This is a genomic window from Burkholderia sp. R-40, from assembly GCF_049942845.1.
Taxonomy (GTDB): Bacteria; Pseudomonadota; Gammaproteobacteria; order Burkholderiales; family Burkholderiaceae; genus Burkholderia; species Burkholderia ambifaria.
Window position 1 is genome coordinate 2,555,458 of the sequence record NZ_CP187968.1, and the last position, 25,988, is coordinate 2,581,445.

Below are 25,988 nucleotides of genomic sequence, written 5' to 3' on the forward strand. Positions count from 1 at the left end.
ATCGAAACGGGATGCGCGCTGGAATGCTGGCGCGGCGGCGCGGGGCCGTCGCGCGCGGGTCAGCCCGCTTTCGCGAACGCCCAGCAGTCGTTGGCCGGGAATTCGATCCAGTGCGTGCCGGCCGCGCGCGGCACGTGGCCGAACGCGCGCAGGCGCATCTCGCCGCAATGGAACAGGTATTCCCAGCGGTCGCCGAGATACATCGACGTGACGAGGTCCGCCTGCAGCCGGTTCGCGCCCGGGCCGTCGGCGACCTGTACGCGTTCGAGGCGAATCACGGCCTGCGCGTCCTGGCCCGGCGTGAACGTGTCGCGGGCGAGCGCCTGCAGCTCCCAGCCGTCGCCGGCGAGCGTCACGCGTTCGCCGTCGACGGCCGCCACGCGTGCGTCGATGCGGTTGTTGCTGCCCATGAATTCGGCCGTGTACAGCGAGCGTGGCGCGCCGTACAGCTCGGCCGGCGTGCCTTCCTGCTCGATGCGGCCGTTGCGCAGCAGCAGGATGCGGTCGGACATCGCCATCGCTTCGGTCTGGTCGTGCGTCACGCAGAGCGCCGACAGCCCGAGCGACACGATCAGCTCGCGCAGCCATGCACGCGCTTCCTCGCGCAGCTTCGCGTCGAGGTTCGACAGCGGCTCGTCGAGCAGGATCACCGGCGGGTTGTAGACGAGCGCGCGCGCAATCGCGACACGCTGCTGCTGGCCGCCCGACAACTGGTGCGGAAAGCGTTCGGCGAGATGGCCGAGGCCGAGCTGGTCGAGCGCGGCCTGCACGCGGCGCTTCTGTTCGGCCGGCGCCACGCGGCGCAGCTTGAGCCCGTAGCCGACGTTGTCGGCGACCGTCCGGTGCGGCCACAGCGCATACGACTGGAACACGAGGCCGAGCGAACGCTGTTCGACGGGCAGGTCGATGCGCCGCGCGCCGTCGAAGAACACGCGGTCGTCGAGCTGGATGCGCCCGTCGGACGGCTGTTCGAGGCCGGCCACCGCACGCAGCAGCGTGGTCTTGCCGCTGCCCGACGCGCCGAGCAGGCACACGACTTCGCCCGCGTTCAGTTCGAACGACACGCCCTTGAGGATCGGGTTGGCGCCGTAGCTGAGATGCAGGTCGTCGACGATGAGCTTATCCATGAAGTTTCACTCCGAAGCGCAGGGCCACGCCGAGACCGGCGCCGACCATCGCGATGTTGATGACAGAGAGCGCGGCGACCTGGTCGACGGCGCCGGTCGCCCACAGCGACACGAGCAGCGCGCCGATCACTTCGGTGCCGGGCGACAGCAGATAGACGGCGGTCGAGTATTCGCGCTCGAAGATCATGAAGATCAGGAGCCACGCGGCGAGCAGGCCGAAGCGCACGAGCGGCAGCGTCACGTCGAGCGACACGCGGCTGCGCGTCGCGCCGACGCTGCGGCCGGCTTCCTCGAGCTCCGGGCCGACCTGCAGCAGTGCGCTCTGGATCAGGCGCATCCCGTATGCGAGCCACACGACCGTGTACGCGATCCAGATGCTCCACATCGAGTTCTTCAGCTCGCGCAGGCCCGGGACGAACAGGAAAATCCACAGGAACGCGAGACCGGCGAGCAGGCCCGGCACCGCGCGCGGCAGCAGCACGAGGTAGTCGAGCAGCTTCGTCGCCCAGTCGTTGCGGCGATGGCCGGCGAACGCGACGAGCGAGTAGAAGCCGATCGCGAGCGCGCCGCCGATCACGCCGATGCCGAGCGTGTTGAGCATGGCGCGCACGAGGTTGTCCTGTTCGAACAGCTCGACGAAGTTCGCCAGCGTCAGCACTTCGGCGAGCGCGACGCCTTCGCCCCAGTTGGTCACGAACGCGCGCAGCACGATGCCCGAGATCGGCACGATCACGGTCAGCATCAGCCACAGCGCGACGATCGCGAGCGCGACCCAGCGCCACACGCCGAGCGGCAGCACCGTCGAGCGGCCGGCCTTGCCCTTCACGGTGACGAAGCGGTTCGCCGTCTTCAGCAGGCGGCGCTGCAGCAGCACGAGCGGGAACGTGATCGCGACGATGCACACCGCGACCGCGGCCATCAGGTGATACGACGGCACGCCGAGCTTGTTGGTCAGCTTGTACAGGTAGGTCGCGAGCACGAGGTGGCCTTCCGGATCGCCGAGCACCAGCGGCAGCCCGAACACCTCGAATCCGAGGAAGAACACGAGCACGCCGGCGAACAGCAGCGCGGGCATCGTCATCGGCAGGCTCACGTCGAGCGCGACGCGGAACGGGCGGGCACCCGACACGCGCGCCGCTTCCTCGACGTCCGAGCCGAGGTTGCGCAGCGCGGCCGACGAGTACAGGTACACGTGCGGCACGTGCGTGAGGCCGACGATCACCGTGATCGCGAAGATCGAATAGATGTTCCAGGGCACGTTCTGCACCCCGAACAGTTCCTTGAACCACACCGAGTAGAAGCCGACCGGGCCGGCGGCGACCACGTAGCCGAACGCGAGCACCATCGGCGACACGAACACCGGCGTGAGCAGCAGCGGTTCGAGCCAGCGGCGGCCGGGCAGGTCGGTGCGGACCATCAGGAACGCGAGGATGCCGCCGAGCGGGATCGAGATGAACAGCATGCCGCCGGCGATGATGAACGAGTTCTTCACGGCCAACCAGAAGTCCGGATCGGTGAAGATGAAGCGGAAGCCTTCGACGCCGAGCGTCTTGTTCGCGTCGAAGAACGGCGCGGACAGCAGGCTCTGGAACAGGATGAAGCCGAGCGGCAGCGCGACCGCGACGGTCAGCACCGCAACGACGATCCAGCGCAGCATGCCGGCGAGCGGCTGCAGGCCGCTGGCTCGCAGCGCGGGAATCGCATCGTCCTGGCCGGTGGAGGGCGGAACGGCCGGCGCCGGTCCGCGTGTGCTGGTTGAAAGCATGAGTTCACCCCTGCGGCCATCCGGATGGCCGCCTCTAGGAAGTCGGTAAGGGGAAGGGGCCGCCCGCGCGCGGTGCGGCGGGCGGCCCGAGGTCAGCGGATCAGCGGATCAGCGCTTGATCGCCTGCTGCCATTGCTTCAGGAACGCGAGCCGCTTCGACTGGTCGAGGTAGACGAGCAGGCCGGTGCCGATCTGGATCGGCTTCAGCGAATCGCCGAGTTCCTTCGTGAGGCTCGCGGCCGACGTTTCGCCGCTCACGTCGGTGCGGATCGCGTACAGGTCCACCTGGTTCGCGATCACCGTCTGGCCGCGCTTGGACAGCAGGTAGTCGACCCACAGCTTCGCAGCATTCGGGTTCTTCGCCTTCTTCGAGATCGTGGCCAGGCGGCTCACGACCTGTGTGTAGTCCTTCGGAAACACGTAGCCGATCGACTTGTCCTTCTTCGCCTTCGAGTACGCATACGAGCCGATGATGTTGTAGCCGATCAGGTTCTCGCCCGACGAAATCCGCTCCATCATCGCGCCGGTGCTCGACTGTAGCTTCGGGCCGGTCGCGCCGATCGCCTTCACGAGCTCCCACGTGACCTTCTCGTTCACGTGCGCGTCCTGCGTCAGGTAGTTGAAGCCGACCCCCGACTTCTCGATGTCGTAGGTCGTGACCTTGCCCTTGAACTTGTCGGCTTGCGTGGTGAGCAGCTTGATCAGGTCGGCGCGCGTTTTCGGCACCTCGTTCTCGGGGATCAGGCGCTTGTTGTAGACGATCGCGAGCGGCTCGAACGTCGTGCCGTATGCCTGCTTCTGGTATTGCGCCCATTGCGGCACGTTCGGGCTTTCCGGCGAATCGTACGACGCCATCAGGCCGTCGTTGACGAGCTTGACCTGCAGGTCCATCGCGGAGCTCCACAGCACGTCGGCGCTGGTGCTGCTGGCCGCGTTCTCGCTGATGTAGCGGTTGTACAGCTCGGTGCTGTTCATGTCGTTGTACTCGACCTTCACGCCGTACAGGCTTTCGAAGTCCTTGATCAGCGGGCGCACGAGGCCCGTGTCGGTCGTCGAGTAGACGATCAGTTTTCCTTCCTTCTTCGCGGCGTCGACGACACCCTGGTAGTTACCCGGATATCCGGCCGGAACCTGTGCGACGGCAGCGCCGGCGGCGGTGCCCAGGACGATCGCCAGCGCGGCGGCGAGCTGTTTCGGTGCAAACGGCATGTCTTCCTCCAGTTGTGCGTGTGTATTGTTCGAGTGACGCGGATGTTAAGTGCGACGCACTTTCAGCCCGCTTTCATTTCGGTTCACAATAGCGTCCTTTGTGTTATGGATTTCCCGAGGTCGATGCGACGCCGCCGCGGCTTTCCCGGCTCGCGGCGCGGTTTGACGACGGAAGGAAGACGACCGCCGGCCCATTCGGCGACGGCGGCTAGGCCGATTGTGCCAGCAGTTTTCCGAGGATTCGGCCGCCGTGCCGGGCGTGCGCTGCCGTCAGCGCCGAATAGCCGACGACGACACCCGGTTCGCAGCGGGTGCTGCGGCAAAAGCCGCTGAGCGCCTGCAACGCGATGCCGGCCGCGCGGGCTCGCGCGACGTACGATGCCTCGTCCATCCCGGGCGGTAGCCCGAGAACGAAATGAAACCCTGCGTGTTCGCCCGACACTGTGAATTGTCCGCTGGCGTGCGTGGCCAGTTGGTCGAGCACGATATCGCGGCGCTGGCGGTACGCGTGGCGACACGCGCGCAGGTGCTTCGCAAAATCGCCGTGGCCGATGAAGCGGGCCAGCGCAAGCTGCGGTGCGACGCTGACGGAGCGCGCGGTTGCGTGCCACACGACCGATAGCGCCGGTCGCAGTTCCGCCGGCACGACCATGAAGCCGATCCGCAGCCCCGAAAAGAGCGTCTTGTTGAACGAGCCGCAATAGATCACGCGCTCGCAGGCGTCGAGCGATTTCAGCGCGGGCAGCGGGGCGGCCTGGTAACTGAATTCGCCGTCGTAGTCGTCTTCGATGATCCACGCCCGGTTGCGCTGCGCCCAGTCGAGCAGTTCGAGCCGGCGCGACACCGACATCGTGACGCCGAGCGGCGCCTGGTGCGCGGGCGTTACGTAGGCCGCGCACGCATCGGCATGCCGGTCCAGCGTGGCTGTCCGGATTCCTTCTCGATCGACCGGCACGTCGATCACGGTTGCAGCGGCCATCGTGAAAATGTGCCATGCGGACGCATAGCCGGGATCTTCCATCAGCACGGTCGAGCCGGGAGTGAGCACGGTTCGCGCGACGAGGTCGATCGAATGCCGGATGCCGGTGGTGATGAAGATGTCGTCCGCCTCGCATGGAATGCCGCGGTATTCCCGCAGGTACGCGGCGATTTCGTCGCGCAGACTCTCGACGCCCTGCGACGGCGTCGAGCCGAGATCGTTGGGCGTCGCGGCGAGCAGGCTCGAGCCGAGTGCCTTCTTCCATTGCTGCATCGGCAGCAGGCCAGGGTCGGCCAGTCGTGCGACAAACGGAACGCCCGGGCGTACCGCGTGTTCCGGCGCTGCCGCACCCGTCGGTTCGGGCTCCGGCGCGGTGCCGGGACGGCGGGGCGCGCCGTCGCGGGGCTGCGCGCTCGCACGCAGATAGCTGTCGGGCACGACCGCGCAGACCCGGGATCCGGAGCCGCGCGTTCGTGCGATGTAGCCCTCGGAGGACAACCGGTCGTAGGCCGCTTCGACGGTTCCCCTCGCGACGCTCCAGCGTGCGGCAAGGGTCCGGCTGGACGGCAGCGGACTGTCGCCGGGAAGCAGGCGCTTCAGGATCGCGTCGCGAATCGCATCGGCAATGCACTCCTGTTTCGATTGCGGGGTGCCCGTCGACAGCCCGGCAGGGCACGGCAGATCGAGCGGAATCGCGGCTTTGCCTCGCGACATAGTGGTCCAGTGAATATTCGATTTAATGGCCCTTCAGCTTATATCACTTTCCCCTTAGATTTCTGTGGACCACACTCTTCGAATCCGAGGGAACGTTGTACATAACAAAGAACACTGAGAGATTGACCCTTGCCGTCATCGGCGGGAGTGTTGATTCCGTGCTGCTCAATCGTGCGGTCGAGACGCAGCCGTTCGAACCGATCGGCGACGGAGTCGCCGCATGAAAACGCGCTCACTACCCCCGTGGGGCTGGCTGCTCCTGCTGATGCTCGTCGTATGCCTGCCGCGGGTCACGATCGATGCCTATCTGCCGTCGCTGCCCGCGATGGCGGACGCGCTGCACGGCACCGACGCCCAGTTGCAGCTCACGCTGACGCTGTACATGGTCGGTTATGCGCTTTCGATGCTGGTGTCTGGGCCATTGTCCGACCGGTACGGACGTCGTCCCGTCCTCGTCGGCGGCTTGTGTCTTTATCTGGTCGCAAGCGTGGCGTGTGCGCTGTCGACCAGTATCCCTGCGATCATCGCCGCACGAATTTTCCAGGCGCTGGGCGGCTGCAGCGGCACGGTGATCGGCCGGGTCATCGTGCGCGAGCGTTTTCCGACGGCGATGCAGGCCACGATGCTCAGCCGCATCTCGGCGGGCATGGCGCTGTCGCCGGTGATTGCACCGCTCGCCGGAAGCGTCGTCGCCGAATGGCTCGGCTGGCGCGGCGTGTTCGGATGGCTGGCGGCGGGCGGCCTCGTCGCGACGGCGATGGTGCTGCGCTACTTGCCGGAAACGCGCGAACCAGACACGCAGCCGACTCCGGCAACCGGCCTGCTGCGGACCTACGCGAGCCCGCTTCGCGAGCGCTGCTTCCTGCGCTACTCGCTGGCGATCAGCTTCGTCTACTGCACCTACTTTCCGTTCATCGCCGAATCATCGACGCTGTTCCAGCGGCAAATGGGCGTGTCCGGCCCGGTCTATGCGGCGATCTTCGGCCTGACCGTGCTCGGCTACCTGATCGGTTCGAGCGTGTTCCGGCGAACCAGCGGCCGATGGCATGCCGATTCCGTCATCACGGTGGCGGCCGGCATCAATCTGGTCGGCGCGGGCGCGCTGTGGGGCGCCGGCGCCGTTGCCTCCACGGCGGTGGCAGCCCTCGTCGTCCCGATGTTCTTCGTGATGGTCGCAGTCGGGATCGCGATCCCGGCGTGCCAGTTCGCCGTGATGCAGCCCTATACGAAGATCGCCGGCACGGCGTCCGGGCTGTTCTTCTTCATTCAGATGGCGATCACGGCCGCATGCGGCGGCGTGCTCGCGTGGCTGTCGGACGGTACCGCCCACCCGATGATCGCCGTGACCGTCTGCTCGAGCATCGCGTTCATGGTGGTGGTCGTCGGCCTGCGCGACCGAAGTGCGACGGACGGTCGACGCTTCGCGGCAGGGAACCGGCCGGCCGCGGAGCGATGAACACGGGGATGCGCTCGGGATAGTCGCGAGCGGCGCAACCGGTGTTTGCGCGAGGCGTCGGCGTGGAAAGGATCATGTAATGTAGCGGCGTGTCGCTGACCTTACGGAATTCCCATGCGTGTGCTGCTCGTCGAAGACAACCCGAACCTGGCCCAGTCGCTGAACGACGCGCTGACCGCCGCGCGCTTCGCGGTCGATCACATGGCCGACGGCGAGGCGGCGGATCACGTGTTGCGCACGCAGGACTACGCGCTGGTGATCCTCGATCTCGGGTTGCCGAAGCTCGACGGGCTCGAAGTGCTGCGGCGGCTGCGCGCACGCCGCAACCCGGTGCCGGTGCTGATCCTCACCGCGCACGGCTCGGTCGAGGACCGCGTGAAGGGCCTCGATCTCGGGGCCGACGATTATCTGGCGAAACCGTTCGAGCTGACCGAGCTGGAGGCGCGCGCCCGCGCGCTGATCCGGCGCAGCCTCGGCCACGAGCATTCGCGGGTCGAATGCGGGCCGCTTTCATATGACAGTATCGACCGCAGCTTCCATCTCGCCGGCGAACCGCTGTCGCTCACGCCGCGCGAGCGCTCGGTGCTGGAAGTGCTGATCCTGCGCAACGGCCGCGCGATCAACAAGGAGACGCTGTCGGAGAAGATCTTCGGGCTCGACGAGTCGGTCAACGCGGATGCGATCGAGATCTACGTGTACCGGCTGCGCAAGAAGCTGGAGAACACCGGCGTCGCGATCGTCACGCTGCGGGGGCTCGGTTATTTGCTCGAAGCGAAGGCCGTGGAATGATCCGCCCGAACCTGCGCACGCAGGTCGCGCTGTGGTTGCTGCTGCCGCTGCTCGGGCTGCTCGCGCTCGACTCGTGGCTCACGTACCAGCGCGCGATGAGCGCCGCGCACGTCGCGTTCGACCGCACGCTGTCGTCGTCGCTGAAATTGATCCGCGAAGGCGTGCGCCTCCACGAAGGCGAGATCGAGGTCGACCTGCCGTATCTCGCGCTGGAGATGTTCGAGTCGGGCGACGGCGGCAAGATCTACTACCTGATCCGCGCGGACAACGGCCACACCATTACCGGCTATCCGGACCTGCCGCTGCCGCAGGGCGACGGCGCGCTGTTCGTCACGCGCTACTACGACGTCATGTATCGCGGCGACCAGTTGCGCATGGCCGCGCTGCGCGTGCCGGTGCACGACGTGCCGACCGCGCAGACGCGCATCGTCTGGGTGATGGTCGGCGAGACGATCGAGGCGCGCCAGGCGCTCGCGCGCGAGATCCTGGTGGGCTCGCTGCTGCAGGAGGGGCTGCTCGTCGTGCTCGCGCTCGGGATCGTGTGGCTCGGCGTCGGGCGCGGGCTGCGGCCGCTGAACCGGCTGTCGGCGACGGTCGCCGCGCGCAGCGATGGCGATCCGACGCCGCTCGACACCGGCGGCATGCCGAGCGAGCTCGCGCCGCTCGTCGAGTCGATCAACCAGTACATCGGCCGCACGCAGCGGATGCAGGTCGCGCGGCGGCGCTTCTTCGCGGACGCGGCCCATCAGCTGAAGACGCCGCTCGCGGCCGTGCAGGCGGGCGTCGAGCTGGCGTTGCGACCGGCCGAGCAGCCGCGCGTGAACGTGCATCTGCGGCGCGTGAACGGCGCGGTGCGGCAGGCCGTGAAGATCGTCCAGCAACTGCTGTCGCTGTCGCGGCTCGATTCGGACAGCGGCCAGGCGGTCGCGCACCAGCCGGTCGCGCTGCATCGGCTCGCGCGCAGCGTGACGCTCGACTGGTCGCCCGTCGCGCGCTCGCGCGACATCGACCTCGGTTTCGAGCACGAGGCCGATGTCGACGTGCTCGGCCAACCGGACCTGCTCGGCGAAATGATCGGCAACCTGATCGACAACGCGATCCGCTATTCGGGCGACCGCGCGGTGATCACGGTGCGCGTGTCGCGCGACGGCGAGCAAGCGCGGCTCGACGTGATCGACAACGGGCCGGGCATTCCGGCCAGCGAGCGCGACGCGGTGTTCGAGCGCTTCCATCGCGGCAGCAAGACGCAGACGGTCGAAGGCACGGGGCTCGGGTTGTCGATCGTGCGGGAGATCGCGCGCGTGCATCAGGGCAGCGTGACGCTGGCCGATGCGCACGGCGGCGGGTTGGTGGTCACGGTGCGGTTGCCTGCGGCGAGCCATCGTTAGAGACGGTGTCAAGCCGAGTCGTGGCCGTTCCGTACCAGCCGAGTGGAGGGGCGCCCGGCTTACGGCTGCAGCAGCAGCTTGCCGATCGACTTGCGGCTTTCCATGTCGGCATGCGCGTGCGCCGCGTCCGCCAGCGGGTATTCGCCGCCAATCCGGACCTTGAGCCGACCTTCCGCGATCCAGTCGAACAACTGCGCCGTGTGCGCGCGGAGCAGTTCGGGCGTGTGGATATGATCGAAGAAGGTCGCATAGCCGATCTTGATGCTCCTCGGCAGGCTCATGAGGTCGATCGGCTCCGGCCCGCCGAGCACCGGACCGTACCAGCAGAAGGTGCCCGAGCGGCGCAGCACGTCGAGCGATCCCTGAAAGGTCTTCGGCCCGGAGCCGTCGTAGACGACGTGCACGCCTTCGCCCTTGGTCAGGCGCAGTGCCTTCGCGGCGAACCGGCCCCCGGTATCGACGATCACATGATCCGCGCCCGCTTCCGTGGCCGCGGCGACCTTGTCTTCGGACGAGACGCGACCGATCACATGGCCGCCTCGCAGCTTGATGATCTGCGTCAACAGCAGGCCCAGGCCGCCGGCAGCCGCGTGGACGAAAGCGACGTCGCCCGGCTGCACGGGATAGAAGTCGGTCGCGAAATGGCTGGCGGTGAGACCCTGCATCATCACGGCGGCGGCCGTGCGATCGTCGATCGTGTCCGGAACCGGCACCAGCGACGTGGCGGGGATCGCGATCTGCTCCGCATAGCTGCCGGGCGCGTAGACCCACGCGACGCGCTGGCCGGGTTCGATGCCCTCGACGTCGTCGCCGACCGCCAGGACCCGGCCCGCGCCTTCGACGCCAAGAATCTTCGGGTTGGGCCACCCGGTCCAGGCCATGCCCTGTCGCACGCCGATGTCCATGAAGTTGACGCCCGCGAAGGCGATCTCGACCAGCGCCTCGCCCGTACGCGCCACCGGGGCGGGCCGCTCGACCTGCTCAAGCATGTCGCGGCCGCCGATGCCGTTCATCACAATGGCTTTCATGATTTACCTCGTTATTGAATGATCGTTCATTAATTTGCCAAAAAAAATCTACCGCAGCGCCCGCAGCGTCATGTCGGCCAACGCGGTCAGGGTCGCGTGGTCGGCGCCGCCGCGACCGGCCACGCGGATGCCGGTGATGTTCGCGATCAGGAACTGGGCGGTCGCTTCGGGGACGAGGCCGGCGGCCACGTCGCCTTCGCGCTGCGCATCGCGGACCCGGGCTGCGATCGCGGCGATCAGGCTGTGGGCCAGCACCGCGTGGATCTCCGCGAGCTCGGGGCGGGACGCGCCGAATTCGTAGACCGAAATCGTGCCAAGACAGGGCTGGGCGGCCGTTTCGACCACGCGGCGAAGCAACGCGTCGATCCCGTCGATCGCGCGTGCGCCGCTGCGCAGCGCGTCGAAGTGCGCGGCGCATTCGCCCATCCCGTAGCGGCGCACGGCCGACAGGTAAAGCTGCCATTTGTCGCCAAAGGCCGCGTAGAGGCTCTGCCGCCCGATGCCCATCGCGCTGACGAGCATCTGGGCCGAGCTGCCCTCGAACCCATGCTCGCTGAAAACGGCGATCGCGCCGTCAAGCGCTGCGTCCGTGTCGAATTCCCTTGGTCTTGCCATGAGCGGACTATATCAGATCAGGAACGATCGTTCAATAAAATTGTGGATGGAGCGCCGAAGGCTTGATCTGCCGGAGCATGTGCCCGCATGTCCGGCAGTCGTCGTGGCGGGTCGCTCAGTCGCCGAACCCGATTTCCGCTTCGACCGATTGCCCGACCTCGAGCCACGCGCCCGCGCCTTCGACGACGATCGCGTTGATGCCGAACGTCAGCGCGTTGTCGTAGTTCGGATTCGCGCGATAGGTCTGCATCGTGTCGGTCGGCTCGTGCGGCCATTCCGGGTTCGGCGCCCCGGTCACCTGGTCGATCGTCGGCACCGGGCAGCGCGTGCACAGCTTCACGAGGCGCAGCCGCACGGGCGTTTCGCCGTCGGCGTCGAGATGCTCGAGGAAATCCTCTTCATACGCGTCGAGATCCGACACGACGATGTTCGGGCGGAAGCGGTTCATCGGGATCGCGGGCACGCCTTTCGCAACGAGCTTCGCGTTCAGGTCGTCGAGCGACGACTGGCCGATCACGAGCAGCGGATAGCCGTCCGCGAACTGCGTGTGCGTATCGATGTCGCCGGTCCATTTTCGGTTGCAGCCGCGGCGTGCATCCGCGCCGAAGCGCGCGAGCTTCAACGGCACGCCGAGGAATTCGGTGAGCCATGCAGCCGTTTCGGCGCCCGTGTCGATCGCGTCGACGGTGTCGCGCCAGACGGTCGCGGCCATCTTCGGGGTGGCGGGCGTCGCGTCGCCGTCGAGCGGCGTGCGGATCTCCGGCATGCCCGGCGCGTTCAGCACGAGCGCATCGCTGTCGAGCGCGGTGCGGATCAGCGCGAGGCGCGGGTGCGTGCGCTGCGTGATCATCATCCCGTCGGGGGTGGTGATCAGCCAGTGGCGATCGTAGGCGAGGCCCGTTTCGAGCAGTTGCGCGCGCGGCAGCGCGATGCCGGCGCAGGACTTGATCGGGTAGACGAAGAGTTCGGAGATGGCTGGCATGACGCTGGCTGACGAAGGCGGGATGATCGAATCGCGATTGTGCCAGATCGTGCGAAAACCGTTCGGGCGGTTGTACGCCGCCGCGCGGCCGGTTACGCGAGTGCGAAGCCGAGGTCGAAGGTCGTGCGCACGTCGAGCGGCTGGCGCAGCAGCCCGGCCTTCAGGTAGAAGTCGGCCGTGCGCTGCTGTGCGGCGATCACCGTCGCGTCAATCGGCTGCCAGCGTGTGTTGCGGCGCTCGAACTGCAGCTTCGCGGCCGCCGGCGGGATGCCGATGATGCGCGCGAGCGCCGCGGAATACGCGTCGACGTGCCGGTACGACCAGACCTGCGCGCGCACGACACGTTGCAGGAAGTCGCGCAGCACGTCGCGCTTCGACGCGATCGCAGCCTCAGTCGCCGCGACGTAGCTGAGGCCCGACCACAGGCCCCGGCCGCTAACGAGCACGCGCGCGCGGCCACTCGTTTCGGCGAGCGCCGTATAGGGCTCCCAGGTCGCCCACGCGTCGATCGATCCGGTTGCGAGCGCAAGCATCGTGTCGGCCGGCGGCAGGAAGCGGAACGATACGGCGTCCGGTGGCAAGCCGGCCGCGTCGAGTGCCTTCAGCGTGACGAAATGGCCGATCGAGCCGCGCGTGGTGCCGATGCGCTTGCCTTTCAGGTCGGCGGCGTCTTTCAGCGTGGCGTCCGGCCGCACGAGCACGGCGGTGCCGTACGGGTTGGAGCGGTTCGCGGCGATCACCTTGATGCGGGCGCCCGACGCAAGCGCGAAGATCACCGGTGCGTCGCCGATCGGGCCGCAGTCGACGGCGCCCGCGTTCAGCGCTTCGGCCAGCGGTGCGGCGGCCGGGAATTCGGTCCACGTGATGTCGTACGCAAGGCCGTTCAGTTCGCCGGCCGCTTCGAGCAGCGCGCGCAGCCCGCCTTTCTGATCGCCGGCCCGCAGCAGCGGCCGTGCGCCCGATTGCGCATGGAGCGCGGCTGGGGCGACGGTGAGGGTGGTGGCGAGGGCGCTTGCTTGCGCGAGGAAGTGACGTCGGGTCGGGTTCATCTTGAGTTCTGTCGAGCAGGGAAACGGTTCGGGGATTCAGTGCGGGAGCCCGGCTTGCACATCGCGCACGGGTTCGGCATCGACGCGCAACAGCAGCGCGGTCAGCGGATCGACGTTCGCGGCGGCTGTCGGCGCGCGTGCGGGGGCATCCGCGCGGCACAGCAGGTCGGATGCCGACCAGCCGGTGCTGCCCGGCAATGCGCGCGCGCGCAGCCAGCCGCGCCGGTCGGCGAGCAGTTGCGTGCCGCTGAACGCATCGGGCGGCACGCCCGCGATCGTCGCGAACGCCTGCCACGCATCGGGCGTCGATGCGACACAGTTCGCGCGCATGCCGGTGGCCGGCGGTGCGGGCGTGTCGCCGGCGGTGACGAGCAGCGTCTGCCAGCGCGGGTCTTCCGGCGGCGGCGTGCCGGCCGGCGCGAGCGCGACGATGCGCACGCGCTGGCCTTCGCGCCAGCGCGCGAGCGGTCGCGGCGCGGCGCTGCCGCAGCGAACGTCGAGCGCCGGCAGCGGGACGGGCACGGGCCACGCACCTTCCGCCTGGGCGCCGCTGCCGGCCGACAGCGCTTTCAGGTAATCGAGCACGGCCCACGTGTCGGCCGGGCCGAGCGTCGCGGCAAAGCCCGGCATCGACGCCGCGCCGCGTGCGTCGTGCGTACCGTGCCGCACGCGCCAGTACAGTTCGCCGTCGAGCCGGCGGGCGAGCAGCGCGCCCGCGAAGGTCGGCGGCCAGTGCGCGAGCGTCGCCGCGAGCGGCCCTTCGCCGCGGCCGTCCGCGCCGTGGCAGGCCGCGCAATGCTCCGCATACAGGTGCTGGCCGCGCATCACGTTCGCGACGGAAAACGGCGCGGGATTGCGTTGGAAACTCGTGGGCACCGCTGGCGCGAGCCACAGCGATGCCGGCGGCCACGGTGCGAACCATGCAACGGCCAGCGCGGCGATTGCCGATGCCGCACGCCATTTGCGCGACGCGATCGCGACGCAGCCCAGCGCCGCGGCGAGTGCGGTCGCCGCACCCGCGAACGCGAGCTGGCGCGTGAGCGCCGCGTCGATGCGCAGCGTTTCGAGCGCGATCCGGTGCGCCCAGGGCCACGCGGCCTGTCCGTCGGCATCGCCGGTCAGGCCGGCCGCATGCAGCACGCGCGCGAACGCGACCTGCGCGCGATACAGCATTTGCAGGAACAGGAGCGCCCAGTCGGAAAACGGCGGTGCACTCATCGGCGCGGCCTTTGCCGCGCACCGGCAATCCTGCGAACGGCACCGCGCATCTACCAGCTCGCATCGAGGCCGAGATGCCGCAGCGCCTCATGGCGTAGCGCGGCGAGACGCGGGTCGCCGCGATGGCGCGGATAGGGCAGGTCGACGCGCAGTTCCGCGACGATGCGTGCGGGACGCGGCCCGAACACGATCACACGCTGCGCGAGAAACAGCGCCTCCTCGACATCGTGCGTGACGAGTAGCGCGGAGAATCCGTCGCGTTGCCACAGCGCGGTCAGCTCGGCCTGCATCGTCAAGCGCGTCAGCGAGTCGAGCTTGCCGAGCGGCTCGTCGAGGATCAGGAGGCGCGGATCGTTGACGAGCGCGCGGGCGAGCGCGACGCGCTGCGCCATCCCGCCCGACAGTTGATGCGGAAACACGTTGGAGAATTCCTGCAACCCGACGCGCGCGAGCGCATCGTCGACGCGATGCTGGGCGGTGCGCGCCACGCCGCGCGCTTCGAGACCGAGCGCGACGTTCGCGCGCACCCGGCGCCACGGGTAGAGCGTCGGATCCTGGAACACGACGATGCGCGACGGATCGGGCCGTTCGATCGGCGCGCCGTCCTGCGCGATCGTGCCTTGCCGCGCGGCGTCGAGTCCCGCGACCAGCCGCAGCAGCGTTGATTTCCCGCAGCCGCTCGGGCCGAGCAGCGCGACGAATTCGCCGGCCGCGACCGACAGCGTGACGTCGTCGAGCACCGGCAGCGACCCGCCTGGGCCGTCGAACGCATGGCTCACGCGGCGGATGTCGATGCGCGCGCCGCGCGGCGCCGAGACAACAGAGGGTTCGAGAACGGCGGCGCTTACCATTTGACGGTTCCTTTCTGCCACGCGAGCACACGGTCGCGCACCGCGAACAGCAGCGCGATCAGCCCGGAAAACAACAGCGCCATCACGATCAGCGCCGCATACATGTTCACGTACGATGCCCAGCCCTGCGCCCAGCTCAGGTACCAGCCGAGCCCCGACTTGACGCCCATCATCTCGGCGACGACGAGCACCGTGAACGACGCGCTCAGCCCCATGAAGATGCCGACGAATACGTGCGGCAGCGCGGCCGGAATCGCGACGCGCAGCACCAGGAAGCGCGCGTTCGCGCCGAGCGTGCGCGCGACGTCGTAGTACTGCCGGTTCACGCTCGCGACGCCGGACCACGTCAGCACCGCGACCGGAAAGCCGGTCGACAGCGCGATCAGGAACGCGGCGGCCGAATAGCTCGTCGGAAAGAAGTAGAACGTGAGCGGCAGCAACGCGGTGGCCGGCACCGGGCCGAGCACGCGCAGCACCGGATGCACCCAGTAGCCGATGCGGCGCGACCAGCCGATCGACACGCCCACCGCGAACCCGACCGCGACGCCGTAGGCAAACCCGAGCGCGAGCAGCTTCAGCGTATTGCCGGCGCTGCCGGCGAGGCGCGGCCAGTCGTCGACGTAGACCTCGATCAGCGCCTGCGGCGGCGCGAAGAACGGCGTGGGCAGCCAGCCGGTCTTCGCGGTGACGATTTCCCACGCGGCAAGCACGAGCGGCAGCGCGACGAGCCACGGCCCGGCCGGGCGCACGCCGGCGAGCCGCGCGCGCGTGGCCGGCACGCGATGGCCGAGCGTCGCCGCGATCAGCAGCAACGCGGCGATCGTCCATGCGGCGGTGCCGAACGTGTCGGTGTACGCCCAGTCGGTGAAGCCGACGACGCGGTTCGGCCACAGGTGCGTGATCGCGCCGAGCACGGCCCATGCGACCGCCGCGACGATGCCGGCCGGCCAGCTGCGCGCACGGCGAGCATCGGCCGCGAGCGTCGCGTCGCAGGCCGTGCACGCGGCACGGGACGTAGCGGCAGCCGTGGCGGCGGGTGACGTGTGTTCGATCGTCGACATCGCGTCACCCGAGCACGTTCGCATAGACCTGCTGCGCGAAGCGCTGCGGGTCGGTGCTCTTCTTCAGCACGTTGATCCGGCGGAAATCGTCCGCATAGAACGCGATTTCCTGCTGCAAATCGACGTTGGTCGGGTGGTGCGTGTAGGTCAGCGTCGCGTACAGCTTGCGCAGGTCGTCGGGGTTGATCTTCGGCGAATACTTCGCGAACGCCTTCGCGGCTTCGTTCGGGTTGTCGTGCGTGTACTCGGTGGCCTGCACGATCGAGCGCGCGAGCGCGGCGGCCGCCGGCCGGTCGTTGCGTACGAGATCGCCGCGCGCGCCGATCACGCAGCACACCTTGCGCGCGTATTCGCCGGACAGGTTCGTCGCGAGTTCCGCATACGCGCCGTTGCTGCGTTTCTCGAGCAGGTAGAGATTCGGATCGCCGTCGGCGATCGCCTGGATTTCGCCCTTGTCGACCGCGACGCCGAGCAGGTCGGCCGGATACTGCCGCCACGTGATGTCGCGCTCGGGATCGATGCCGTTCTTCGCGAGCAGGATCGAGAAGAAGTGCTTGCCGGGCGCGGCGAGATCGCTGACGCCGACCGTCTTGCCCTTCAGCGCCTGCAGCGTCGTGACGCCGGCCGTCTTCGAGCCGAGCAGCCGCACGCAGCCGCCGTGCGAGCTGCCGATGATCTTCACGTCGAAGCCGGCTTCGAGCGGCTTCAGCCAGCGGTGGATCATCCCGACCGCCGCGTCGGCCTTGCCGGTCGCGATCGATTCGAGCAGCTGGTCGGTCGACCCGCTGTAGTTGATCAGCTCGACCTTCAGCCCGTTCTTCTCGAAGAATCCGTGCTCCTGCGCGACGACGATCGGCGTCAGGCAGAACGCATTCTGGTTCCACGCGAACGTGAGCTTCTTCAGCGGCGGCGCGGACCAGGCCTTGCGGCCGAGCGTGATCGCCGGTGCGGCGAGCGCGGCGGCGCTGGCCGCGCGCAGCAGCCGGCGGCGCTTGTCGTCGTGGGCGCCGGTCGGCGCGGGTGCGGTGGTATCGGTCATGGTGTGTTTTTTGGGTTCCGGTCGTGCGGCAGGCGCTCAGTCGAGCAGGTCGGGTTCGTCGGCGACGACGCGCGCGAACAGGCTGTCGAACGCATGCAATGCGCCGTCGGGGCCGCCGATCTGGCCGTGCGTGTGTCGCGCGGTCGCGTGATCGATCGGTTGCGGCGTGCCGGCCGCTTCGGCCAGCAACTGCGTGTGCGCGGCATTGTCGAGCGCGATGTACCACCACGCGGCGGCCTCGACCGTCGGGCCGGCCGTCAGGATTCCGTGGTTCTTCAGGATCACGCCCTTGTGCGTGCCGCCGTCGGGTTTCACAAGCGCGGCCGCGATCCGCGCGCCTTCGCTCGTGTCGACGACCATGCCCGTGAAGTCGTCGAACAGCGCGTGATCCTCGTAGAACACGCACGCGTCCTGCGTCAGCGGGTCGAGCGCGCGGCCGAGCGTCGACCACGCCTTGCCGTAGGTCGAATGCGTATGCGCGGCCGCGACGAGGTGCGGATGCGCGTCGTGAATCGCCGCATGGATCGCGAACGCGGCCTTGTTCAGCGGCCGGTTGCCGATCGCGGTTTCGCCGCGCGCGTTGACGAGCAGCAGGTCCGACACCTTGATCTGCGAGAAATGCACGCCGAGCGGATTCACCCAGAAGTGGTCGGGCAGTTCCGGATCGCGCGCGGTGATGTGGCCGGCGAGGCCCGACGCGAAGCCGAAGCGCGCGAACAGTCGGAACGCGGCCGCGAGCCGCGCCTGCCGGTGGCGGCGCTCGGCGGCGACGTCGACGCGCGGCGCGGGCGGATCGAACCAGAAATGCTGACGCGGTGTGTCGGCGAGGACGAGGCCCGACGCGGTGCGCGCGGGAGACGAAGAAGAGAGTACGGCGGACATGGCGGGCGGCTCCGTTTGCGTCAGGCGGCGCGGCGCGCCGCGTCGCGGGCCGCGACGGCGCTGCGTACGCGCGGAATCAGTTCGCGGCCGTAGTCGATCGCGTCGTCGAGCGGGTCGAAGCCGCGGATCAGGAACGTCGTCACGCCGAGGTCGTAGTAGTCGAGCAGCGCGTCGGCGACCTGTTCGGGCGTGCCGACCAGCGCGGTCGAATTCGAGCGCGCGCCGGTGAGCTTCGCGATCTCGGTCCACAGCCGCTTGTCGACCCGCGAGCCGCGTTCGGCAGCGGCGAGCAGGCGCCGCGCGCCTTCACTCTGTTGCGGGCCGCCGGTGCCGAGGCCGGCCGCTTCGCGCAGCCGGCGCGTCTCGTCGAGGATCCGGTGTGCGCGCGCCCATGCGTCGTCTTCGGTCGCCGCGAGGATCGGCCGGAACGACACGGAAAAGCGCACCTGCCGGCCGTGCTTCGCGGCTTCGGCGCGCACGCGGGTCGTCAGGTCGCGCACCTGGTCGAGCGATTCGCCCCACAGTGCATAGACGTCCGCGTGCTTGCCGGCGACTTCCAGCGCCGCCTCCGATGCGCCGCCGAAGTAGATCGGCACGTGCGGCTGCTGGAACGGCTTCACTTCCGAAAAGCCCTGTGTGAAGCGGTAGTGCGCGCCGTCGTGATCGAACGGCTGCGTTTCGGTCCAGATGCGTCGCAGGATGCCGAGATATTCGTCGGTGCGCGCATAGCGCGCGTCGTGATCGAGGAAATCGCCGTCGCGCTGCTGTTCGCTGTCCGAGCCGCCGGAGATGAAGTGCACGGCGAGCCGGCCGCGGCTGAACTGGTCGAGCGTCGCGATCTGCCGCGCGGCGAGCGTCGGCGCGGTGAAGCCCGGACGATGCGCGAGCATGAAATGGATGCGCTCGGTCGCTGCGGCCGCGAACGCGATCGTCAGGGTCGCCGACGGGCCGGTCGAGTGATGCGGGACGAGGATCCGGTCGAAGCCGGCCGTTTCGTGTGCACGTGCGAAGTCGCGCACGTAGTCGGGGTCGACGACGGGGCCGGCGGGCGGATGGATTTCCGACAGCTTCTGGCTCTGGATCATGCCGATGAATTCGACGCTCATCTGGGTCTCCGATGCAAGGACGGCCCGGCGCGGCCAGCGACGGCCGGGCGCGGCGGGGAATGGAGCGCAGATTACCGCCGGGATCATGCGGAATGGAAATAATCAATCCGGATTTGAATATCAGATTTGCATGGTTTGGGCGCGTGTGCGCTGCGCATACGCTGTGGGCTCGCGATTAAGTCGAAAGGGCGCCGGCCGCCTGTCGTGCGGGGCTTCGGTCGCCGCCCGATCGGCGCCGAGCGCCGACCCGGCTTCACGAGCCGACGCGCCGCGTGCCGATCGGTCTCCGCCGTCACCGCCTTTACGTTGCTTGGCTACCCGCTACCCAGTCACCGAGGGAATCCGTACCGATGTCCGCCAGCCTTGCCGCTTCCTCGCCGCCAGCGTCACCACAGTCGTCGCTGCGCCACCTACCTGCCGACGATGCGCGCGTCGCCGCGTTGCTCGAGCGTCTCGCGCCCGAACTCGCGGCCGACGCCGCCCGCAACGATGTCGACGGCCGCTTCCCGCACGAGAACTTCGCGCGGCTGCATCGCGCTAGGCTGATCGCGCAGGTCGTGCCGCGCGAGCATGGCGGTGCGGGCGCGACGCTCGCGCAGGCGAGCCGCATCGTGGCCGCGATCGCGCGCGCCGATCCCGCGACCGCGCTGGTGCTGACGATGACGTATCTGCAGCATCGCGCGCTCGGCCGCGCGGACAACCGCTGGCCCGCGCGCCTGCGGCGTGCGGTGTTCGACAGTGCGGTCGACGAAGGCGCGCTGATCAACGCACTGCGTGTCGAGCCGGCGCTCGGATCGCCGTCGCGCGGCGGCCTGCCCGAAACGGTTGCGCGTCGCGACGGCGACGGCTGGCGGCTGTCCGGCCACAAGCTGTACTGCACCGGCATTCCGGCGCTGCGCTGGCTGGCCGTGTGGGCGCGCACCGACGAGCCCGAGCCGCGGGTCGGCGTGTTCCTCGTGCCACGGGAGCGCCACGCTGGGGACGATGTGCGCATCCGCGTGATCGAAAGCTGGAATCACCTGGGCCTGCGCGCATCGGGCAGCCACGAGGTCGTGTTCGACGACGTGCGGCTGCCCGCCGATCATGCGGTGGACGTGCGTGCGCCCGATGCGTGGACCGTGTCGGCCGCGAGTCATGCGGATGTCGACGCGCAGGCCGACCAGCAGGCCTGGATGGTCGCGCTGCTCGGCAGTCTCTACGATGCGGTGGCGCGTGCGTCGCGCGACTGGCTGCTCGAGTTCGCGACGACGCGCGCGCCGAGCGGGCTCGGTGCGCCGCTCGCGACGCTGCCGCGCGTGCAGGAGGCCGTCGGCGAGATGGAAGGGTGGCTGCACACGAACCGCGTGCTGCTCGATGCGCACATCGCACGCACCGATGCCGGCGATGCACCGCCGGTGACGACGAGCGGCCTCGTCAAGCGAACCGTGACGGAGCAGGCGATCCGCACCGTCGAGCACGCGTTGAAGCTGTCGGGCAATCACGGGCTGAGCCGCGGCAATCCGCTCGAACGTCACTATCGCGACGTGCTGTGCAGCCGCGTGCATACGCCGCAGGACGACGCGATCGCGGTCGCCGCCGGACGCACGGCGCTCGAGGCGGCGGCGCGAAGCGCGACGCCGAACCCGGACGCGGGCGGGACGTCACGCAGCGCGCCAGCATCCGCTCGACACGATGCGTGAGCGCGGTGGCGTGGCGGTCAGCGGAAACGAGACGACGCCGTGCCGGCGTCGTCGGGCCTGGTCAAGCGGCCTCGTCGTGCGCGGCGGCATCCGCGGGCAGCGCGAACGCCGTGCGTGCATGCGCGGCCACGGCCGCGAGTGGCGCCGCGAAGCGCGCGGCGTCCTGCCGGTGCAGCAGCCACAGATCGATCTGCGGCTTGAAATCGGCGAGCGGCACGATGTCGAGCGCGTCGCGCAGCGGGCTGCCGTCGAGCAGCGGCTTCGGCATCAACCCGATGCCGAAGCCGTTCGCGACGCTCTGCAACTGCAGGTCGCGGCCATAAGTGTCGAGCGTGACCGGCATCGGCAGCCCCTGCGCGTCGAGCGCCCGGCGCAGGCCCGCGCGAAACCCGCAGCCGTCGGGATTGAGCACCCAGCCGCGCGCCTGGCAGTCGGCAAGCCGATAGCCGCGGCGCGGCCAGTCGCCCTTGCGGCCGACCGCGACGAGCCGCGTGGCCAGCAGCCGTTCGCCTTCGACCTGTGGCGGCAGCACCATCTCGCGGGCCAGAAACACCAGCGCCGCATCGAGCTCGCGGCGCGCGACGCGTTCGACGAGCGCGCCGCCCCAGGCGGTCGTGACCTGCGTGGCGAGCGCCGGCCATTGCGCGGCCAGCCGCGCGATCAGGCCCGGCAGCATCAGCTCGCCGAGCCCCTGCGTGAGGCCGACGCGGAATTCGCCGGCGGGCGGCCGCTGGCCGGCCGTCAGTTCGCGCAGTGCATCGACTTCGCGCAGGATCGCGCGACACTGCTCGAACACCTGCCGGCCGATGTCGGTCGGTCGCGGCGGCTTCGTGTTGCGGTCGAGCAGCGTCACGCCGAGCGCTTCCTCGAGGTTCTGGACGCGCCGCGTGATCGCGGGCTGCGTCATCCCCAGCGCGGTCGCGGCCTGGCTCAGCGTCTGGCAGCGGACGACTGCTGCAAAAGCGTCGATATCGCTAATTTTCATGTTTGTTCTGCATGGTCTTTCAGGTGCATCATGACGATCCATCATGTTCGGCATCATATTCGAGGAGCTGGCCGATGAGTACGCTTTCGTTGCGGCAGACGCCGCTGCAACCCTTCGTCGATGGTCTGGGCGCGCTGCTCGCGTCCGGCGCGAACGAGGCGCGCATTCTCGACGAGGGCGGCGCGCTGCTCGCCGCGCTCGTCGCGCACGACGACTGGCTGCCCGACGCGTTCGCGCAGCCCGATCCCGAGCGCTACCGCCAGTACCTGCTGTATCTCGATCCCGACGAGCGGTTTTCCGTCGTCAGCTTCGTGTGGGGCCCCGGCCAGACGACGCCGATCCACAACCACACGGTGTGGGGGCTGATCGGGATGCTGCGCGGCGGCGAGTTTTCGCAGCCGTACCGGTTCGACGCAACCGGCAGGCCGGTGCCGGCGGGCGATGCGGTACGGCTGCAACCGGGCGAGGTCGAGGCCGTGTCGCCGCGCATCGGCGACGTCCATCGCGTGACCAACGCGTTCGCGGATCAGGTATCGATCAGCATCCATGTGTACGGCGCGAACATCGGCAAGGTCGAACGCGCGGTGTTCCTCGACGACGGCACCGTGAAGCCGTTCGTGTCCGGCTATTCGAACGCGTGACGTCGCATGCCGCCCGCGCCAGCGCCCGCCCGCAGGCGCGAGATTCAACCGTTTTCCGTGTGCTTTCTTCATTGACTTCAACAGAATCCGACCGAGACATCGTGACGCAATCCGCTGATTCCACTTCCCGTTTCCCCGTAGCGTCGTACCAGGACGTACGCGCGCGCCTGCTGGCCCGCGACGAGCTCGCGCTGATCGACGTGCGCGAGGAGGATCCCTACGCGCAGGGCCATCCGCTGTGGGCCGCCAACTTTCCGCTGTCGAAACTCGAACTCGACGCGTGGACGCGCATTCCGCGCCGCGACACGCCGATCGTCGTGTTCGGCGAAGCCGGCGGCGAGGATCTCGCGCCGCGTGCGGCCGCGACGCTCGCGCGGCTCGGCTATACCGACGTGCGCCTGCTCGACGGCGGCCTCGCGGGCTGGCTCGCCGCGGGCGGCGAGCTGTTCATCGACGTGAACGTGCCGAGCAAGTCGTTCGGCGAATGGGTCGAGGCCGAGCGGCATACGCCGTCGCTGTCCGCGCAGGAAGTGCAGGCGCTGATCGACGCGCAGGCCGACGTCGTGATCGTCGACGCGCGCCGCTTCGACGAATACCAGACGATGAACATCCCGACGTCGACGAGCGTGCCGGGTGCGGAACTCGTGCTGCGCGTGCGCGCGCTCGCGCCGAACCCGCAGACTCGGGTCGTGGTGAACTGCGCGGGCCGCACGCGCAGCATCATCGGCACGCAGTCGCTGATCAACGCCGGGCTGCCGAACCCGGTCGCCGCGCTGCGCAACGGCACGATCGGCTGGACGCTCGCCGGCCAGACGCTCGAGCGCGGCGCGTCGCGACGCTTTCCCGACGACGTCGATCCCGCCCAGCGCGACGAAGCGCGCCGCGCTGCACGCGCGGTTGCCGAGCGCGCGGGCGTGCCGCGCATCGCGCTCGCGGAGGTCGCCGCGCTAGACGAACCGGGCCGCACGCTGTACCGCTTCGACGTGCGCACACCGGAGGAATACGAGGCCGGCCACCTGCCGGGCTTTCTGAGCACGCCGGGCGGCCAGCTCGTGCAGGAGACCGACCATCATGCGCCCGTGCGCGGCGCGGGGATCGTGCTGGCCGACGACGACGGCGTGCGCGCGGACATGACCGCGTCGTGGCTCGCGCAGATGGGCTGGGACGTGCGCGTGGTCGAGCCGGCTGGCACGGCGGCGTTCGTGGAGCGCGGCCAGCCGCCGCGCGACGTGCCGGCGACGCCGGAGGTCAGCGAAGTATCACCCGCGACGCTCGCGGGGTGGCTGAAGGAGGCGGCTGCGGGCGAGATCGCGCTCGTCGACGTGACGACCAGCGCGAACTACGTGAAGCGCCATATTCCCGGCGCGTGGTTCGTCGTGCGCGCGCAGTTGCGCGACGCGCTCGCCGCGATCCCGCCGGCGAAGCGCTACGTGTTCACGTGCGGATCGAGCCTGCTCGCGCGGTTCGCGGCGCACGACGCGCGTGCGTTGCTGCCGGCTTCCGCGGCCATCTCGGTGCTGACGGGCGGCACGGCAGCGTGGATCGACGCGGGGCTGCCGCTCGAGCACGGCGAAACGCATCTCGCGTCGCCGCGTGTCGACCGGTACCGGCGCCCGTACGAAGGCACCGACAACGCGGCCGCCGCGATGCAGGCGTATCTCGACTGGGAATACGGGCTGGTCGATCAGTTGAAGCGGGACGGCACGCATCATTTTCGCGTGATCTGATCGCGAAGCGGGAACCGGCGACCGGCAACCGGCAACCGGCAACCGGCAACTGGCAAGCGGCAAGCGGCAAGCGGCAAGCGGCAAGCGGCAAGCGGCAAGCGCCAACCGCCAACCGCCAACCGCCAACCGCCAACCGCCAACCGCCAACCGCCAACCGCCAACCGCCAACGGGCGCGCGGCCCGGCGTGCGCCGCGCCCAGTTGCCGCGCGCTCTGCGCGTCCAGCGTTCAGCCGGTTCAGCGCTTGAACGTATCGACAGCCGTGCGGCCCACGGCCGGATCGTCGGTGAAGAAGCCGTCGATGCCCGCGCGCAGGTACGCCTGAATTTCGCGCACCGAGCCCGCGGTGTTGCGCGTGGCCGGCGTGCCGCCGTCCTTCAGCGACGCGGGCAGGAAGTTGTTCTCCGGACGGAACGTGTACGGATGCACGACGAGGCCGGCTTCGTGTGCATAGCGCACGTACGGCGTCGGCTGCTGCAGCGTGCCGTCCGCGGCCACCGCGATGATCGACGTCTTGTACGGCCCGACGCCGTTCGCATAGGACGCGATCTCGCGCATCCCGTCGCGCGTCGACAGGTCGCCATAGGTGCGCTTGTCGTTCGCCTTCACGAAGTCGTACGGACGCTGGCCGGCTTCGTCCATCAACTGCACGAGTTTCCAGTTCGGCTGGCTCGACTTGATCCGGTTGCGGATCGTCTTCAGGTTCGCGACCTCGAACGACTGGATGTAGACCGTCGCCGTGCGCGCCGTATACGGATCCTTCAGCAGCGCATCGACGAGGCGATCCTCGAGCGGCAGGTCGATCGACTGGAAGTAGGTCGGGTGCTTGGTCTCCGGATACAGGTGGATCGTGCGGCCGGTCTGCGCGGACATCTGCTTCGCGAGCGCAACGATCTCGTCGAAGGTCGGGATCTCGAACTGATCGTTGTACGCGGTGTTCGCCGGACGGATCTGCGGAATGCGCTCGCGGGCGCGCAGCGTCTTCAGCTCGGCGAGCGTGAAGTCCTCGGTGAACCAGCCGGTCAGCTGCGTGCCGTCGATCGTCTTGGTCGCCTTGCGGCTCGCGAACTGCGGCAGCGTCGACACGTTCGTCGTGCCCGAGATTTCGTTTTCGTGGCGCGCGACCAGCACGCCGTCGCGGGTCGCGACGAGGTCGGGCTCGATCACGTCCGCACCGTCCTCGATCGCCTTGCGGTACGACGCGAGCGTGTGCTCGGGGCGCAGCGCGCTCGCGCCGCGATGGCCGACCACCTGCACCTTCGCTGAGATCGGTTGCGTGGGATCGGACGCCGAGATATCGTCGCCGCCGCAGGCGGCAAGCAGCAGGGCGGCGGCACAGGCGAACGGGATGCAGCGCAGGGCGGTCGGGCGCGTGAAGAGCATGGCGGTGAACCTTCGGAACGGGAGTCGATGAAAGGGCGCTCGATCCGTCGGCGCGGGCTGAACGGGATCGAACGGGACGCGATCGTCGCACCGGATCATTACATATGTATTACTTTGGCCTTTCTGTTTTGTTGTGACGAAAAATGAGCGGGACGATGGAACACGCGGGGGCGCGCGTGACGCGATCCGACCCGTGTTGGAGAACCACCGCGCCGGATGCACTAAACTTGCGGGACTTTTGCATCGCTGCGCCGGGCCGACGCCAGCCCGCGCACGACGGTGCGGCGACTCGCGGCCGGCGCGGGCACCCCGGCAC

General features: G+C 68.9%; 22 protein-coding genes. 6 read left to right on the plus strand and 16 right to left on the minus strand.

Annotation, left to right across the window (positions count from 1 at the left end):
- Positions 1-59: 59 nt before the first annotated feature.
- The 4 genes from ACP26O_RS27805 to ACP26O_RS27820 all read right to left on the minus strand — a co-directional run bounded on the left by ACP26O_RS27805 (position 60) and on the right by ACP26O_RS27820 (position 5,794).
- A complete protein-coding gene (locus tag ACP26O_RS27805; protein WP_175654883.1) occupies positions 60-1,127 on the minus strand; it encodes an ABC transporter ATP-binding protein in 1,068 nt (355 codons plus the stop codon).
- Entirely contained in the window at positions 1,120-2,892 is a 1,773-nt protein-coding gene (locus tag ACP26O_RS27810; protein ID WP_175654882.1) for an ABC transporter permease, read from the minus strand. Before ACP26O_RS27810 ends, ACP26O_RS27805 begins: the two co-directional genes overlap by 8 nt.
- Positions 2,893-3,000: 108 nt before the next feature.
- Complete coding sequence (locus tag ACP26O_RS27815) at positions 3,001-4,101, minus strand: ABC transporter substrate-binding protein (protein ID WP_105832762.1); 1,101 nt, start codon at positions 4,099-4,101, stop codon at positions 3,001-3,003.
- A 208-nt stretch (positions 4,102-4,309) separates the two neighbouring features.
- Positions 4,310-5,794 (minus strand): PLP-dependent aminotransferase family protein, encoded by a 1,485-nt coding sequence (locus ACP26O_RS27820; protein ID WP_175662867.1) that lies wholly within the window; start codon positions 5,792-5,794, stop codon positions 4,310-4,312.
- 220 nt (positions 5,795-6,014) lie between these two features.
- On the opposite strand from ACP26O_RS27820, the gene ACP26O_RS27825 reads away from it, so the two are divergent.
- The 3 genes from ACP26O_RS27825 to ACP26O_RS27835 all read left to right on the plus strand — a co-directional run bounded on the left by ACP26O_RS27825 (position 6,015) and on the right by ACP26O_RS27835 (position 9,427).
- Entirely contained in the window at positions 6,015-7,250 is a 1,236-nt protein-coding gene (locus ACP26O_RS27825) for a multidrug effflux MFS transporter (RefSeq protein WP_175662866.1), read from the plus strand.
- Positions 7,251-7,364: 114 nt separating this feature from the next.
- Positions 7,365-8,039 (plus strand): response regulator, encoded by a 675-nt coding sequence (locus ACP26O_RS27830; protein WP_105832763.1) that lies wholly within the window; start codon positions 7,365-7,367, stop codon positions 8,037-8,039.
- The gene (locus tag ACP26O_RS27835) at positions 8,036-9,427 is read left to right on the plus strand and encodes a sensor histidine kinase (protein WP_175662865.1); all 1,392 of its coding nucleotides are present in this window, start codon (positions 8,036-8,038) and stop codon (positions 9,425-9,427) included. Before ACP26O_RS27830 ends, ACP26O_RS27835 begins: the two co-directional genes overlap by 4 nt.
- Before the next feature lie 59 nt (positions 9,428-9,486).
- Here ACP26O_RS27835 and ACP26O_RS27840 read toward each other — a convergent pair whose 3' ends face one another.
- The 10 genes from ACP26O_RS27840 to ACP26O_RS27885 form a co-directional block, all read right to left on the minus strand.
- On the minus strand, positions 9,487-10,455 hold the full coding sequence (locus ACP26O_RS27840; RefSeq protein WP_175662864.1) for a quinone oxidoreductase family protein: 969 nt from the start codon (positions 10,453-10,455) through the stop codon (positions 9,487-9,489).
- 48 nt (positions 10,456-10,503) lie between these two features.
- Entirely contained in the window at positions 10,504-11,070 is a 567-nt protein-coding gene (locus ACP26O_RS27845; RefSeq protein ID WP_175662863.1) for a TetR/AcrR family transcriptional regulator, read from the minus strand.
- Positions 11,071-11,185: 115 nt separating this feature from the next.
- Positions 11,186-12,052, minus strand: a complete 867-nt coding sequence (locus ACP26O_RS27850) for an MOSC domain-containing protein (protein WP_175662862.1) — start codon at positions 12,050-12,052, stop codon at positions 11,186-11,188.
- Positions 12,053-12,144: 92 nt separating this feature from the next.
- Positions 12,145-13,101 carry an ABC transporter substrate-binding protein gene (locus ACP26O_RS27855; protein ID WP_175662861.1) on the minus strand — a complete coding sequence of 319 codons (957 nt, stop codon included), beginning with the start codon at positions 13,099-13,101 and terminating at the stop codon, positions 12,145-12,147.
- 36 nt (positions 13,102-13,137) lie between these two features.
- A complete protein-coding gene (locus ACP26O_RS27860) occupies positions 13,138-14,319 on the minus strand; it encodes a c-type cytochrome (RefSeq protein WP_175662860.1) in 1,182 nt (393 codons plus the stop codon).
- 50 nt (positions 14,320-14,369) lie between these two features.
- Complete coding sequence (locus ACP26O_RS27865) at positions 14,370-15,170, minus strand: ABC transporter ATP-binding protein (protein ID WP_175662859.1); 801 nt, start codon at positions 15,168-15,170, stop codon at positions 14,370-14,372.
- Positions 15,164-16,231 carry an ABC transporter permease gene (locus ACP26O_RS27870; protein ID WP_175662858.1) on the minus strand — a complete coding sequence of 356 codons (1,068 nt, stop codon included), beginning with the start codon at positions 16,229-16,231 and terminating at the stop codon, positions 15,164-15,166. The genes ACP26O_RS27865 and ACP26O_RS27870 overlap by 7 nt, the downstream gene beginning before the upstream one ends.
- Positions 16,232-16,235: 4 nt before the next feature.
- Positions 16,236-17,270, minus strand: a complete 1,035-nt coding sequence (locus tag ACP26O_RS27875) for an ABC transporter substrate-binding protein (RefSeq protein WP_175662857.1) — start codon at positions 17,268-17,270, stop codon at positions 16,236-16,238.
- 36 nt (positions 17,271-17,306) lie between these two features.
- Positions 17,307-18,152 (minus strand): class II aldolase/adducin family protein, encoded by an 846-nt coding sequence (locus tag ACP26O_RS27880; RefSeq protein WP_175662856.1) that lies wholly within the window; start codon positions 18,150-18,152, stop codon positions 17,307-17,309.
- A gap of 20 nt (positions 18,153-18,172) precedes the next feature.
- Positions 18,173-19,258, minus strand: coding sequence for an LLM class flavin-dependent oxidoreductase (locus ACP26O_RS27885; RefSeq protein WP_175662855.1), 1,086 nt, complete (start codon positions 19,256-19,258; stop codon positions 18,173-18,175).
- Positions 19,259-19,608: 350 nt separating this feature from the next.
- Here ACP26O_RS27885 and ACP26O_RS27890 point away from each other — a divergent pair, with 350 nt between their 5' ends.
- Entirely contained in the window at positions 19,609-20,937 is a 1,329-nt protein-coding gene (locus tag ACP26O_RS27890) for an acyl-CoA dehydrogenase family protein (RefSeq protein ID WP_175662854.1), read from the plus strand.
- A 61-nt stretch (positions 20,938-20,998) separates the two neighbouring features.
- On the opposite strand, the gene ACP26O_RS27895 is transcribed toward ACP26O_RS27890, so the two are convergent.
- Entirely contained in the window at positions 20,999-21,922 is a 924-nt protein-coding gene (locus ACP26O_RS27895) for a LysR family transcriptional regulator (RefSeq protein ID WP_175662853.1), read from the minus strand.
- A 74-nt stretch (positions 21,923-21,996) separates the two neighbouring features.
- Between ACP26O_RS27895 and ACP26O_RS27900 the strand changes: the two genes are divergently transcribed.
- Both ACP26O_RS27900 and ACP26O_RS27905 read left to right on the plus strand, forming a co-directional pair.
- Entirely contained in the window at positions 21,997-22,563 is a 567-nt protein-coding gene (locus tag ACP26O_RS27900) for a cysteine dioxygenase (protein WP_175662852.1), read from the plus strand.
- Positions 22,564-22,664: 101 nt separating this feature from the next.
- On the plus strand, positions 22,665-24,290 hold the full coding sequence (locus ACP26O_RS27905; protein ID WP_175662851.1) for a rhodanese-related sulfurtransferase: 1,626 nt from the start codon (positions 22,665-22,667) through the stop codon (positions 24,288-24,290).
- Positions 24,291-24,526: 236 nt separating this feature from the next.
- Here ACP26O_RS27905 and ACP26O_RS27910 read toward each other — a convergent pair whose 3' ends face one another.
- Positions 24,527-25,672, minus strand: a complete 1,146-nt coding sequence (locus ACP26O_RS27910) for a glycerophosphodiester phosphodiesterase (protein ID WP_175662850.1) — start codon at positions 25,670-25,672, stop codon at positions 24,527-24,529.
- Positions 25,673-25,988 lie beyond the last annotated feature (316 nt).